The 12,598-nt window shown below is 64.4% G+C and carries 11 protein-coding genes; 3 read left to right on the top strand and 8 right to left on the bottom strand.

The annotated features are described in order from the left end of the window. Positions 1–148: 148 nt before the first annotated feature. Positions 149–1,315 (bottom strand): DSD1 family PLP-dependent enzyme, encoded by a 1,167-nt coding sequence (locus tag PAN31108_RS00605; RefSeq protein WP_370819548.1) that lies wholly within the window; start codon positions 1,313–1,315, stop codon positions 149–151. Positions 1,316–1,533: 218 nt separating this feature from the next. Between PAN31108_RS00605 and PAN31108_RS00600 the strand changes: the two genes are divergently transcribed. Beyond that, complete coding sequence (locus PAN31108_RS00600) at positions 1,534–2,529, top strand: LysR family transcriptional regulator (protein ID WP_150666977.1); 996 nt, start codon at positions 1,534–1,536, stop codon at positions 2,527–2,529. A gap of 6 nt (positions 2,530–2,535) precedes the next feature. On the opposite strand, the gene PAN31108_RS00595 is transcribed toward PAN31108_RS00600, so the two are convergent. Beyond that, complete coding sequence (locus tag PAN31108_RS00595; protein ID WP_150666976.1) at positions 2,536–3,801, bottom strand: MFS transporter; 1,266 nt, start codon at positions 3,799–3,801, stop codon at positions 2,536–2,538. Between the two features lie 143 nt (positions 3,802–3,944). Further along, complete coding sequence (locus PAN31108_RS00590; protein ID WP_150666975.1) at positions 3,945–4,919, bottom strand: LysR family transcriptional regulator; 975 nt, start codon at positions 4,917–4,919, stop codon at positions 3,945–3,947. A gap of 172 nt (positions 4,920–5,091) precedes the next feature. Here PAN31108_RS00590 and PAN31108_RS00585 point away from each other — a divergent pair, with 172 nt between their 5' ends. Both PAN31108_RS00585 and PAN31108_RS00580 read left to right on the top strand, forming a co-directional pair. Further along, positions 5,092–5,922, top strand: coding sequence for an SDR family NAD(P)-dependent oxidoreductase (locus PAN31108_RS00585; protein WP_150666974.1), 831 nt, complete (start codon positions 5,092–5,094; stop codon positions 5,920–5,922). Continuing rightward, positions 5,852–6,067, top strand: coding sequence for a tautomerase family protein (locus tag PAN31108_RS00580; RefSeq protein WP_150666973.1), 216 nt, complete (start codon positions 5,852–5,854; stop codon positions 6,065–6,067). The genes PAN31108_RS00585 and PAN31108_RS00580 overlap by 71 nt, the downstream gene beginning before the upstream one ends. A gap of 67 nt (positions 6,068–6,134) precedes the next feature. On the opposite strand, the gene PAN31108_RS00575 is transcribed toward PAN31108_RS00580, so the two are convergent. The 5 genes from PAN31108_RS00575 to PAN31108_RS00555 form a co-directional block, all read right to left on the bottom strand. After that, positions 6,135–8,348 carry a TonB-dependent receptor gene (locus PAN31108_RS00575; RefSeq protein ID WP_174994787.1) on the bottom strand — a complete coding sequence of 738 codons (2,214 nt, stop codon included), beginning with the start codon at positions 8,346–8,348 and terminating at the stop codon, positions 6,135–6,137. A 105-nt stretch (positions 8,349–8,453) separates the two neighbouring features. After that, on the bottom strand, positions 8,454–8,843 hold the full coding sequence (locus tag PAN31108_RS00570) for a hypothetical protein (protein ID WP_150666972.1): 390 nt from the start codon (positions 8,841–8,843) through the stop codon (positions 8,454–8,456). 336 nt (positions 8,844–9,179) lie between these two features. Next, positions 9,180–10,157 carry an aliphatic sulfonate ABC transporter substrate-binding protein gene (locus PAN31108_RS00565; protein ID WP_150666971.1) on the bottom strand — a complete coding sequence of 326 codons (978 nt, stop codon included), beginning with the start codon at positions 10,155–10,157 and terminating at the stop codon, positions 9,180–9,182. Positions 10,158–10,253: 96 nt separating this feature from the next. Further along, positions 10,254–11,792 (bottom strand): glycosyltransferase family 39 protein, encoded by a 1,539-nt coding sequence (locus PAN31108_RS00560; protein ID WP_150666970.1) that lies wholly within the window; start codon positions 11,790–11,792, stop codon positions 10,254–10,256. Between the two features lie 226 nt (positions 11,793–12,018). Further along, positions 12,019–12,435 (bottom strand): hypothetical protein, encoded by a 417-nt coding sequence (locus tag PAN31108_RS00555; protein WP_150666969.1) that lies wholly within the window; start codon positions 12,433–12,435, stop codon positions 12,019–12,021. Between the last annotated feature and the right edge of the window lie 163 nt (positions 12,436–12,598).

Here is a 12,598-nt window from a genome sequence, read left to right as displayed (position 1 = left end):
TCGGGATACGTTATGGCGCGCGACGGCATAAGCATCCGTCGTGCAAGCGGGAAGGGTCGATGGGTGCCGATACGGTCCGATGCGCTCCGGTATGCGCCGGTATGCGCGAGACACGCGTCGCGTATCGGCGTGTAGGTCGTCGGCTCACTTACCAGCCATGCAGTCGCGGCCACGTGGCGAGTTCGCGATCGGGGCCGAACGCGTGGTACTCGGGGAATTGCGCCCCGGTCGCACAGGCGTGGTTCGGCAAAATACGCAGCAGCGTGCCGATGGGAAAACGCGTGACGATATCCGGATCGGGTTCGCCTTCGCGCGACAGAATGCCGTGCTCCTGATTCGCACCGCTCAGCACGTAGCCGGGCATCACGCTACCGTCGATGCGGCAAACCTGACCGTAACCGAAATCGCGCTTCTGCTTTTGCGTGCCGCGGTCACGGCTCATGGCCATCCAACCGGCGTCGACGATGGCCCAGCCTTTTTCGGCCTGATGGCCGATGACGGTCGTCAGCACGCTCAGAGCCAGTTCGTCCGTCGTGCACACGCCGACGTTGTGCATGACGAGATCGAAGAACACATACACGCCGGCGCGCACTTCCGTCACACCGTCGAGATGCGCCGCCGCAAGCGCCGTCGGTGTTGAGCCGACGCTCACGACCGGGCAGGGCAGACCGGCGTCGCGCAAGCGCGTGGCGGCCCGCACACAACCGGCGCGTTCCTGCTCGGCGATAGCGGCCAGCGCTTCGGGAGTATCGAAATCGTAGCTGGACCCCGCGTGGGTCATCACGCCGCCGAGCGTTGCGCCACCGTCATGCAGCACCCGGGCGACGTCGAGGAGCGCGTCGTCGTCGGGACGGATGCCCGAGCGATGCCCGTCCGTGTCGATCTCGATCCACACGTCGAACGTTTCACCGAACTCGGCACCGAACGCGACGATGGCCTGCGCCGACGCCACGCTGTCGGTGACGATCTTCAGATCGCAGCCGCGCCGCCGTAACGCGAGCGCAGCAGGCAACTTGCTCGCGACCATGCCCACCGCGTAGAGAATGTCGGTCACGCCGTCGTCGAAGAAACGCGCGGCTTCCTTGAGTGTGGATACGGTCACGCCGGCGGCGCCCGCAGCGAGTTGTGCGTGCGCGACTTCCACGCACTTGCTGGTTTTGACGTGCGGGCGAAAGCTTACGCCCAGTGCCGTCATGCGCGACTGCATGCGCTGGATGTTGTGCAGCATGCGCGGCACGTCGATGACGGCGGCGGGCGTATCGAGCGTATCGAGCGTCTGCAAGGACGCGAGCGGAACGTTGTGCATCGAAGTCATGGCGCTGGGTCTCGTGGAGGCTTCGGGTACGGGGATCGAGCGTGAGTGTGCGTCTCAGGGGGAGCGCTTCGCGTCGGGCACAGGCGTCGGGCTGCGCCTCTCCGGTGAGGGGGACGTGCGGCACACGGCTGCCTTTGGCCAGGCGACAGGACGCAGTGTAGGAAAAATAAAATAAGCCATGGTTAAATGACGGCACATTCAACATTCATCTCAGGTTAATGATCCAGATCGAGGACCTGCGCCTGATCGAGGCGCTCTCGCAGTCGGTATCGCTCAGTGCGGCAGCGCGCATGCTGAACGTCACGCCGCCTGCGCTTTCCGCCCGTCTGCGCAAGCTCGAAGCGACCCTCGGGCTGGCGCTCGCGACGCGTACCTCGCGACAACTCAGCCTCACGGCCGAGGGCGAGCGGCTCGCGCGCGAAGGTTCGGCGTTGCTCGCCCAACTGGACGCGCTGCCCGAATCGTTTCGCCGCGAAGACAAGCGACTGACCGGGACGTTGCGGATCTCAGCGCCGTTCGGTTACGGACGTCACCATGTCGCCCCGGTGCTTGCGCGCTTCGGGCTGCTGCACCCCGACCTGACGCTGCAACTCGATCTGCGCGAGACGCCCTGGCCGGACAAGCACGATTCGGATGCCGTCATCCATGTGGGGACGGTGAGAGACTCGTCGTGGATTGCCCGCCCGCTGGCGCCCAACGACCGCTGGCTGTGCGCAAGCCCGGCGTATCTGCAACGCTACGGCACGCCCTCGGATCCGCATGCGCTGTTGCAGCACCGGTGCGTGTGCCTTCGGGAAAATGACGAAGATGCGACGTTATGGCGCTTCCGGCGTCGGGCGACGCCGTCTGCGATGGCTACGAGGGGAGCAAAGGGGGCAATAGCAGCCACGGCACGGCGCCCGGCCACCCGCGACAGCGTGCGTGTCGTACCGGCTTGCATGACGAACGACGGCAGCGTCGCACGCGAATGGGCGGAACAGGGGCTGGGCCTCGTGTTGCGCTCGGAGTGGGACACCCGCGAGGCAGTGGCTGCCGGCCGCCTCGTACGGGTGCTCGCAGACTGGGACTTCGAGAGTGCCCCCGTCACGTTACTGGTGCCGACGCGCCGCGGGCGGACGGCGCGGCTGCAAGCGCTCATGGCGTTTGTGGAGGAGGCGCTTGCCGTACCGGCGTCTGCCGGACGTTCGCGCCGCGCGGGTCGTGCAGGCGAATGAACTCCGTCAGGCCGGTTGCTGCGCGAGGCGCGCGCTGATCGCGCGAGCCCGGTTCGCAAGCACGCTACATAGCAGCAAGAGGATGGCCGTCATGAAAAACACGGCAGGCAGCCCGAACAGTACCGCGATCTGACCGCCGATGATCGGGCCGATCACCTGACCGCTGAATTGCGCCGACTGAAGGTAGCCGAGCAACTTGCCTGTGCTGCGTTCGTCCACGGCGTGGCGCGCGAGCTTGCCGATCGCGGGCAGCAGGCCGGCCAGCGTCATGCCCATCAACACCCGCAGCGCGGCCAACTGCCACCACTCGGAGACGAACGCTTGCGGCACCATGACCAGTGCCGTCGCAATGAGACAGCCGACGATCACGCGCCAACTGCCGATCCGGTCGGCCAGCGCGCCGAGCTTGGCCGCCGTGAGCATGCTGCCGAGCGCCGAACTTGCCATCACGACACCGGCCACTCGCGTGAGGTGCGGGCCGTCGACACCCAACTGGCCGATGTAGACGGTGATGATCGGCTCGATGGACATGTTAGCGAGCAACACCATCATCCCGGTAAAGAGAATGGCCGCGATGATGCCGACACGCGCGCGGGGCATGCGCGCGCCGTTCGCCGACGCGGCGCGGCGCTTGCTGTCGCGCGTGCTGTCGAAATCTTCGCGAATGCCGAAGATGGTGAGCAGCGCGGTGATCGAGATCATGCCGGCACAGGCGAAAAATGTTCCCCGGATCCCCAACAGCGGCGGCAGCAGACCGCCGATCAGCGGCCCGATCAGATTGCCGGCGAGTGCCCCGGTGGAGAGCACCCCCAACGCCCAGCCGGCGCGATCGCGTGGGGCCTGTGTGCCGATCATCACCGTGGACGCCGACGCGTACCCGCCGATCAGCCCCGAGAGCAGGCGAAGCGCAACAAGTTGATAGACGTTGTGTGCAATGCCGATCAGCGACGTCACGATCACCATGCCGACGGCCGCACGGATGAGCATCGGGCGGCGGCCGAAGCGGTCGGCAAGGTGCCCCCAGATCGGCGCCGTCACCGCGGTGCCGAGAAACGTCGCGCTGAACGCGACGCCGGACCACTGAATCACCGCCGATTCCGGCGTGACGCCGAGTTGCTTGACATAGAGCGGCAGGAACGGCAGCAACATGCTCAGACCGGCCAGCGTAGTGAACGAACCGAAGACGCAGATCGCCAGATTGCGCCGCCAGTAGCGGTGGTTGCGCTCGGTGTAGCCGGCGGTCGCGGCGGTGGACGAAGATGGGGGATTCACAAAAACCTCGGTATTTCACAAGTCGCGCCCGCGGCACACTGCTGCACCGCGCGGCGCCGACGATGGCGTGTTCGGCTTGCGATTGACTTGAAGATTGGCTTGAGGTGGACGGCATGGCCCGGCCACCGGCCAATACCGCGAGTCTAGTCGGGCCGCCGGTCTGCGGGTACCGTCGCGGCGCGTACGTCACTCTTGCGCGGCGTGGAGGAATGCGCAAGCGTCGCTATCAAAAAATCGATGAAAACCCGCGCACGCGAAGGCAGCGTCTTGCCGTGCGGGAACATCAGGCTCACCGGGCGGGACCGTCCCGCATACGACCCAAGCACCTCGACCAGCCGCCCTGCGGCCAGATCCTCCTCGACGATGAACCGGTACGTCTGGAAAAGGCCGCCGCCCGCCCGCGCGAGCGCCACGCCGCCAAGTACGTCGTCGGCGCACCGGAAATTGCCATGCGCATGATATTCGAGGTCGTGGCCGCCGTCACGGAACAGCCACGGGATCGGCCGGCCTGTGCTCGGCAGGTCGAATTCGATGCACTCATGACGCGCCAGGTCGTCCAGCGTGCGCGGCGTGCCTGCACGCTTCAAATAATCCGGGTGCGCGATGACGACCAGCGCGGCGTCTTCGAGATGGCGCGCCACCATGCGCGATTCGGGCTGCGCCCGAAAGCGGACCGCGAAGTCGAACCGTTCCTCGTGCAGGTCGACGTTCTGGTTGCTGATCTGGATTTCCAGGCGGATGAGCGGATACTGCGCGCGGAACGCCGGCAATAGCGGCAGCAGCCGATAGTGCCCGTAGGTCGTGGGCACGCTGATGCGCAAGGTGCCCGACGGCTCCGATTGTGCGCCCGACACCCGACGTTCCGCCTCGGCCAGCAGACCCAGCGCCGCGCGGCACTCCTCGTAGTAGGCGCTGCCGCCTTCGGTCAGGCGAATGCTGCGCGTCGAGCGCACGAACAACCGAACGCCCAGGCGTTGCTCCAGTCGCGCAACCGACCGGCTGACCGCCGCCGGCGTGACCCCGGCCTGATTGGCGGCGGCCGTGAAGCTGCCTGCCTCCGCCGCGAGACAAAAGAGCTCGATGCTACCAAGCAGCACGTCGTCGAATTGGCGTTGCATGTCGGGATTCGCTCCGATTCATTACACGATGTAAAAAGACAAGTGTAATCGCATGTGTTTTTCGCGTCCCGGATCATCAATACAGTGTGTCCAACCAGCGGGGGCGCGGATATGCCGACGGCCCGGCGGGCGAAATCCTCCGTTTTCTCAGGTCACATCAAGGACACACATCATGAGCAAGTCGAATCGTACGGTCATCATCACAGGCGCCACGAGCGGCATCGGACTCGGTCTGGCGCAAGCGTTCCTGCGCGACGGGTTCAACGTCGTCGGCACGGGACGCAGCGACGCGCGTCTGGCGCAGACGGCCGCGGTGCTGGACGCGGGCGAGCGCTTCTTGCCGGTCGCGGGCGACGTCGCCGATCCGGCCGCCGCAACGGCGGCGTTCGCCAAGGCTATCGAGGCTTACGGCCACGTAGACGTGCTGATCAACAATGCCGGCATCTTCGCGGCCAAGCCGTTCGTGGACTTCACGCCGGACGAGATCGAGACGCAAATCGCGACCAACCTGAAGGGCACGCTGTACTTCTCGCAGGCGGCAGCGCGTCACATGAGCGGTCGTGGCAGCGGCCGGATCGTGAACGTGACGGCATCGCTCGCCATGCAGGCCAATTCGGGCGTGCCGGCGCTGCTGGCAGCCGTGCTCAAGGGCGGGATGAATCAGGCGACGAAGGCGCTGGCGCTGGAGTTGGCCCCCTTCGGTGTGACGGTCAATGCCGTGGCGCCGGGCGTCGTCAACACGCCGATGCATGCCCCCGAGACGCACGACGCGCTCGGCAAGATGCACCCGCTGGGCCGGATCGCGGAAGTCGAGGACATCGCGCAGGCAGTTCGCTATCTGGTGGAGAACGACTATGTGACCGGCACGATTCTGCCGGTGGACGGTGGTTACGCTGCCGGTCGCGCGGTTTCAAAAGTCAAAGGAGTCCGTTATGCCATTCGTCAGCATCCGCATCACGCGGGAAGGCAATACCGTCGAGCAAAAGGCTCAGGTCATTCGTGAAGTGACGGAAACGCTCGAACGCGTGTTGCACAAACCGCCGCATCTCACGCACATCGTCATCGAGGAAGTCGACACCGATAACTGGGGGTACGCGGGGCAAACGACCACCGCGTTTCGCCGTCAGGCTGCCCAGGACAAGACCTGACGACGAAGGCCACATGCAGGCACCGCCGGTGCATCCCGGGTGGGAGGCGCAGGCGGTGCGTGCTGCGTCAGAACGGCTTGGACATCGCGAGATAGAACGTGCGACGCGGACCGAATTGCGGCGCGCCGACGCCGATGCCGGTGCCGTCACGCAACTCGTAGACACGGTCGAACAGGTTGATGACCGACAACTTGGCGTCGAAGCGCCCCAACCCGGGCAGGGTCACTTGCTGGCCGATGCCGAGGTTGACCTGGAAGTACGCCGGCAGATGTTCGCTGTTCACGAAGCCGCTGCGCAGGCCCGAGCCGAACAGGGCGTCGGTCGAGAAGAGCGTCTTGCCCCATTGGTACGACACACCGGCCGATGCCGTCACCTGCTGGTCGTGATCCAGATGCACCCAGTGGTTGGCGATGTAGGCGAGTTCGTCATCCCCGAAGTTGAACTGTCCCGTCTCGATCCCCTGACCCATGGCGCGAGAGACCGCCACGTTCAGATACGCGCCGATATTCCCCTGACGATAGTTGACGGTGCCTTCGACACCGTAAATCCGTCCCTTCTCATAATTGAACGTCGAATAGATCAGCGCGTTGCCGAACTGGCCTTCGTCCTGGAGATGATTCACGCGGCGATAGTACGCGTCGAGCCCGACTGTGACGGCGGAGGTCAACTGATGCGAAACGCCGAGGTCGAAATAGTCCGAGCGTTCGGCGCGCACGGCGGTGTTGGCGTCGGACGGCAGCGCATTGGTCGTACCCAGGAATTTGGTGACCGACGTCGTATCGATTTTCTCGGTGGCGGGCGGCGTGAAGTAACGCGCATAGCCCGCGTGCAGGCGAGTGCGGCTCGTCAGGTCGTACGTGAGGCCCAGACGCGGTGAGAGTTGCCCCTCATTCGTGACGGTGTTTACGTGGTCGTAACGCGCCCCGTAGTTGACCGTCAGACGGTCGGTCGCCTTCCACTCATCCTGCAAATACAGGCCGTATGTGGTGCCCCGATCCTCGGAGTTGTCGACGATGGTGATCGGCGTGCCGCTGGTCTGCTGGCCGCTGGCGTCGGCGGGGAAAACGTTGGACGTATTGTCGACGCTGAACTGTTCCTGCTGGACGAACAGACCGAAGCGCAGCGTATGACGGTCGGTGAGCTTGTAGCTGCTGTCCGTCTGCACGCCGTACGCCGTGTTGCGTCGCGTAATGTTCGACGCCACCCCGTTGTACGCCAGATCGCCGAGCGGGTCTGGCGTGTAATCGACACGGCTTGTCCGGTGAAATAGCGAAATCTGTGTGTCCAGCTCGGGCGACACGTGGCTCTGCCACGACAGCACCTGGAAGTCGGTCAGCTCGCGTTGATTGGCGTTCAGGCTGGACGAGTCCGGGATGACGCCGTTGTCGAGCGTGAATTGCGGGGCGACACCGGGCGAGTTCGGAATCTGAAACCGGTTGTTGGCCGTGCCGAACATGAACGACACGCGGTTATCCGGGTTGAGCAGATAAGACATCATGCCGAACGCGTTCGTCTGATTCGTATGGTCGTGAATCGCGTTGCGCTCGGCCGTGGGATTCTCGATTCCCATGTCGTTGGCCGACACCCGGGCGCTGAAGTAGTAGCTGAGTGCGCCCCGGGTGCCATACAACTGCGTGTTGACCTCGCGGTCCGCGTGGCTGCCGAACACCACGCCGACTTCCCCCCCGAACGGTTTGGGCGGCTCGCCCGTATCGTCGGTCAACCCGGGCGAGCCTTTCGTGTGAATATCGACGATCCCGGCGGTTCGATAACCGAACTGGGCCGGCAGCGCGCCGGTGATCAGATTGATCTGCGACGCAATGCGCGCGTCGATGGCCTGCCCGAAGCCGCTGATGGATTCGGGGATGATCACGCCGTCGATGCGGTATTGCAGATTGGCGTGGTCGCCGCGCACGTGGAGTTGACCGTACGAGTCCTGCACGACACCGGGGGCTTGCAGCAGCACCTGATTGAGCGGCGTGTTGCTGCCCAGCGGCAGCGTCTGGATGTCGGACTGATCGAAGTTGTAGACGGAGCTGCCGGTGTCGGGCGACAAGGCGTTGCGGGCCGCGTCGAGGCGTTTGGCCGATACGGTCGTGCTGGACAGCGCCGCGTTGGTGTCATTGCCGCTTGCGGTGTTCGCGGTCTGCGCATGCGCGTGGACGACGAATACGGAGGCAGCCGCTGCAGCGACCGCGCGACGAGAGAATTGCGAGAACTGAGCGCGCGCGCTGGCGTGCGATGAACGGAACGCGGGGAAACGAGTAGAGCGGGCAGTCATGCCGGACCTCAATGTGCTTGACGTGTTGACGCCACGCGGTCGAAGGCGGACCCGCCTGCGTTGGCGAGTTGGCGAGCTGTATTCGACGGCGGCGAATGTTGTGATTCAGACGAGCGGCACTGAGGCGAAGGGTGGGTCGCGGTTGTGCGTCGGCCCCCGTAAGGCCGAGCGGACACGAAGCGTTGCAGACGGCGGGTAATGCCAGCCGCGAGCGGAAGGCAGCGATGCGAAGACAGGTAGTCCCGGGAGCGCCACGTCAACGGCGATGAAGGCGAGGCACTGTTCGAAGAGCCCCTCTTCATCCGCCGCGCTCTGCCCGGATTTGTCGGCAGCGACGGACTGGCGCGGCGATCCCCCCAACCCTCCCAATCCCCCCGATTGTGCCGATGCAGCCGCCAGCGCAGCCACCGTGTGAAACACGATATGCCGTGCCAACGCCACCTGCGTGACGAGCACGCAGACGACCAGCCATAAGGGAAACCAGCGGCGACGCATGAGCCGAAGGGAAGTGGGGGCGAAAAACCAGAACGCGTGAATGCGACGGAACGCTGCCGGGCAACGTCAACGATTAAATGCAACCAAGTTGCAATGCAACTGAGTTGCGAATTCTGTCACATTCGCGGTGGCTTTGCCAAGTCGGAAAGCTGGTTTGGGGGATGGCGCAGGGAGCACATGCGTATTGCCCCCGATGCCGGACGTCAGGGGCACGCAAATGCCGGGGCTTGCCGGGCTTACGGGCCGATGGTGGGAAGGGTGGGAAGGGTGGGAAGGGTACGGAGGGGAAGGAACGTACGGAGGCAAGGCGTCCGGCGGAGCGCCGGACGCGCCCAATCAGGCGATCGGTTGCCGCAGTGTGGCGTCGGCCACGCGAATGGATTTCGGAATCAACCGAAGTTGCAGGAACGTATCGGCGATGCGCTGTTGGGCGGCCAGCACCGGTTCCGAGACCGGCTTGTAGACATGCGCGTAATGCCGTAGCCCTTTCTCGATGATCTTCGCGTCGAGTCCCTGAATCGGTGCAAGTTGCACGGCCGCCGCCGCATAGTCTGCCCGAATTTGCTGACCGGTCTGGCCCAGCGATTCGAGCGTGGCTTTGATGACGTCGCCACGTTTTTCCGCGAACGCGCGCTGGCTCAGGAAAAATTGATGGTGATCGGCGGCGCCCTCGCCGTTGGCGAGCAGCCGGACGGGGCTTTGCTCGAGGACAGCCGTGAGGAACGGATCCCAGATGGCCCACGCATCGACCGATCCGCGTTCGAGGGCGGCTCGTGCGTCGGCGGGCGCAAGGAACACCGGACTGATGTCACCATAGTCCAGGCCATGTTTGCGCAGCAGCGCCACGAGGAACCAGTGGACGTCCGATCCCTTGTTGAACGCCACGCGTTTGCCCCGAAGATCGGCGACGCTTTTGATCGCCGAATTCTTGGCCACGACGACGCCTTCAGCCTGAGGCGTGGGCACTTCATAGGCGCTGTAGACGAAATCGGCCCCGGCGGCCTGAGCGAAGACGGGCGGCGCTTCACCGACGTACCCGAAATCGATGGCGCCCACGTTGAGCGCTTCGAGCAGTTGCGGCCCGGCGGCGAACTCCGCCCACGTCAACTCGACGCCGAGCGGGCGCAGACGCGCTTCCAGCGATCCGTTCGCCTTGGCGAGCACCAGCGTGCTCGCGGCCTTTTGGTAGCCGATGCGGAACTTGCCCGGCTCGTAAGCCGCGTGCGCGGACCATGACGGCAGCGCCAAGGAAGCGGCGCCGGCGCCGACGACACCGAGGAATTGACGACGTGAGAGTGAGTTGCGTGGTTTCATGAGCAGAGTGCGCCGTTGACATTTCGGAATTGCCTAATGGAATGGATTATCCGGGCCGGTTCCGCGCGGGCAACGAAGCGATTCTGCTTTGGATATTCACCGCTGCGGTGCGATGTAAGCGACGCAAAGTGGAATGGGCGCCGCGCCGCCGTGATACGCGAACGGCAAAGTCTCCCGGAACGACACGCTCAGCGAAGGCCAGAGCGCCAGCGTTTGCGCGAAGCTCGCGCGTCGACACGACCGGCCGGGACGACCGAGCAGGATCGCACCGCGGGCACGCACCTCGACTTCGTCCAGGTCTCGCGTATATATGTTCGGACGCTGCGCCGATGACCACGTCATCAGAAGCCGCGGCTGGCTGGGGGCATAAAACGTCAGCCAGGTGGCGAGATGGTCATGGCCGACGAACGACAACGGCATCTGGTAGTGGGCGTTCCAGCGTTGCTCGATCTCCAGACTTGCCGCCTTGATGCCGGCGAACTTTTGCCCGGCGTTGCGCAGGTTCATCCCGAGCACGGCGGCATAGCCGATCAGCACCGTCAGTCCGACGACAGGCAGCCAGCGCGAAATTCGCCAGGCGCGTTTGCCGCTCGCGGACGCGACACATCCCACGAGCAGCGCCGGCAAAGGCACCGCGAACGGTTGCAGCCATTCGGAAATGCGTCCGCCATCGTGCAGCGTGAAGTACACGAGGATCGGCGCCAGCGCAGGCAGCACGGCGCACGCGGCAAGCCGCGTGGCATGCGTGGGCCGGGTGAAGCGCATGCCGGCCAGATGCATGACGAGGGCAAGCGTGGCGACGGGGTAAAACGCGGTGAGAGCGCCGCGCAGTCCGCGCCAGTTCAGACGTTGCCGGATCTGATCGTCGACCCAGCGAAACGCGGCGAAGTCGTGCTCGACGAGCCATAGGACGTTCGGCGCGATCAGGGCGACGAAGAGGATCGCCCCCAGCGCGAAGGCAGGGTGACGGTAGTGGCGTCGGGCCTGCGGCGTCCACAGCGTGACGACGAACATCGCGCCCAGCAGCGCAAACGTCGAATACTTGGTCATGGCGGCCAGCCCGGCCACGATGCCGAGCCCGATCCAGTATCCCGGCGAGTCGCACATCGCACGCACGAAGCACCAGAGCATCCAGGGCCAGAACATGACCAGCAAGTAGTTGTCGTTGTACGGCAGGATGTCGATGTTGATGGCGCCGGTCAGATGCAGGCTGAGCATGGCGAGCCATGCGAGCCGGGTGTCCCCGGACAAGCGCTTCGCCAGATGCCAGACACCCAGCATGCCGACGGCGATGGCGGCGAAGTGCGACGCATACCAATAAAACGCCAGCGCCTCGCCTTTGAGGCCGAGTGCCGGCCACATGGAGATGCCGACCAGCCATGGGTTCTTCGGCGTGCCCCATTCGGCGTTGCGTGCCCAGTTCAGGGCTTCAACGGCGTCGAAGGGGACCGTCGGATCCAGACGGGCACTGACGAGCGTCCAGACGATCGCATAGATCGTCACGTAGATCCCTAAGGAAAGCCACGGTGAGTCTTGCGCCGCGGCGGGAATACGCCGGACGAGCGCACGCAAGGGCGTCGTGCGCCGAATCGGCGTGAAATCGGGCGTTGTTGAGGAAGCGTGGTGTTTTTGCATGCGCGCTTCGACCGGATGCGAGCGCGCATGTTCTTGGAGTTAATTTGCAATCCAACGCAAATCGAACGCGTTCGAAATGCGCATCAACTCACTGTTTTTTATGGATATTTCACGCGCCGATACGGCAATGGCTGGCGCATTCCGGCAACATTCGTTCACAGATGTGAACAAACGAAAACAAATGAAAAAGGAAGACAACAAACGATTGGCGGATCGTCGTCTGCCGTCACGCATTTTCGGCCGGCGCGTCGACGATCAGTGCCGCACTGATGCGCCGGATACGCTGGTCGATGAAGTAGCCGCCGCCTTCCTGATAACGCAGATAAAGACGGCCGCACGCGCGGCACCGGCAAACGTTCGCCCGGTTGTAAGGGAAGTAGGTCGGCGCGATGGGCGCGTCGACCGCCCAATACGAGGTGCCGTTCGGATGGTATTCGGTGACGGTCGGTTCGTGGGTATCTCGCGGATCCATTAAGGTGCCGACAATTTCCAACTGCGTATCGGGCAGCGAGTTGGGAAGACTGGCCCAGCCGTCCAGCGTCGTCTTCGTGCATTGGCACTCGGCGCGGGCGGCGTCGGTGGATTCGGCATGCGTAGCAAGGGCGACGAGGGCAGGGTGGTCGAGGAAGGGGAGATCGCGCATGGGGAATATCGGTTTGGCTTCGTGCCGTTGTCGCGGCGGGCGAAATTGCGCTGAGGTTGCGCTGAGGTTGTTTTTTGTCGGCGTCCGACATGGTAGCGCGATGGCGCCGATCGAGCACGTTGCCCCTTGGCGAACCATCGAATCTTGCAGGGGTGACACCAAC

This window comes from Pandoraea anhela (assembly GCF_902459655.1).
Taxonomy (GTDB): domain Bacteria; phylum Pseudomonadota; class Gammaproteobacteria; order Burkholderiales; family Burkholderiaceae; genus Pandoraea; species Pandoraea anhela.
This window is presented reverse-complemented; position numbering and strand designations above follow the sequence as displayed.

What these genes read in the sequence shown, in the direction of transcription:
- PAN31108_RS00605 (WP_370819548.1), bottom strand. Translation starts at nt 1,315, where the DNA reads ATGACTTCGATGCACAACGTTCCGCTCGCGTCCTTGCAGACGCTCGAT.
- PAN31108_RS00600 (WP_150666977.1), top strand. Translation starts at nt 1,534, where the DNA reads ATGATCCAGATCGAGGACCTGCGCCTGATCGAGGCGCTCTCGCAGTCG.
- PAN31108_RS00590 (WP_150666975.1), bottom strand. Translation starts at nt 4,919, where the DNA reads ATGCAACGCCAATTCGACGACGTGCTGCTTGGTAGCATCGAGCTCTTT.
- PAN31108_RS00585 (WP_150666974.1), top strand. Translation starts at nt 5,092, where the DNA reads ATGAGCAAGTCGAATCGTACGGTCATCATCACAGGCGCCACGAGCGGC.
- PAN31108_RS00580 (WP_150666973.1), top strand. Translation starts at nt 5,852, where the DNA reads ATGCCATTCGTCAGCATCCGCATCACGCGGGAAGGCAATACCGTCGAG.
- PAN31108_RS00575 (WP_174994787.1), bottom strand. Translation starts at nt 8,348, where the DNA reads ATGACTGCCCGCTCTACTCGTTTCCCCGCGTTCCGTTCATCGCACGCC.
- PAN31108_RS00570 (WP_150666972.1), bottom strand. Translation starts at nt 8,843, where the DNA reads ATGCGTCGCCGCTGGTTTCCCTTATGGCTGGTCGTCTGCGTGCTCGTC.
- PAN31108_RS00565 (WP_150666971.1), bottom strand. Translation starts at nt 10,157, where the DNA reads ATGAAACCACGCAACTCACTCTCACGTCGTCAATTCCTCGGTGTCGTC.
- PAN31108_RS00560 (WP_150666970.1), bottom strand. Translation starts at nt 11,792, where the DNA reads ATGCAAAAACACCACGCTTCCTCAACAACGCCCGATTTCACGCCGATT.
- PAN31108_RS00555 (WP_150666969.1), bottom strand. Translation starts at nt 12,435, where the DNA reads ATGCGCGATCTCCCCTTCCTCGACCACCCTGCCCTCGTCGCCCTTGCT.